Source organism: Flavobacterium sp. MEB061 (assembly GCF_000834715.1).
Classification (GTDB): Bacteria; Bacteroidota; Bacteroidia; order Flavobacteriales; family Flavobacteriaceae; genus Flavobacterium; species Flavobacterium pectinovorum.
The window spans coordinates 1-267 of sequence record NZ_JXQR01000073.1 but is presented as its reverse complement, the minus strand read 5'-3'; the positions used below and the strand labels follow the sequence as shown (position 1 = coordinate 267).

The 267-nt window shown below is 41.6% G+C and carries 1 protein-coding gene; it reads right to left on the bottom strand.

The genetic code is table 11. The annotated features are described in order from the left end of the window. Positions 1–267 (bottom strand): hypothetical protein (locus tag RT99_RS25485; protein WP_042566759.1); only part of this gene is annotated, 267 nt, incomplete at both ends.

Sequence of the window (267 nt, the reverse complement as noted above, 5' to 3'; positions counted from 1 at the left end):
TACCACAACCACTGAAATTACAGAATCACAGTTTGTCGGGTTGGTGATCTCGCAGATGCTGTATTCAACATTATAGTTTCCGGCAACAGTGTTCGCTGCAACTGTTACTGTTCCGTTTGCATTTAAGGTTAATCCTGTTGGAACGGTGATTCCGGTTAATTTAACTTCGCCGGGATTTGTTCCGATAACTACAGGATTTCCGTTTAAAGTATCATTTGTAATTACTGATTCTGCTGTCGTTCCGCCTGCATTTCCATTGATTGAAGC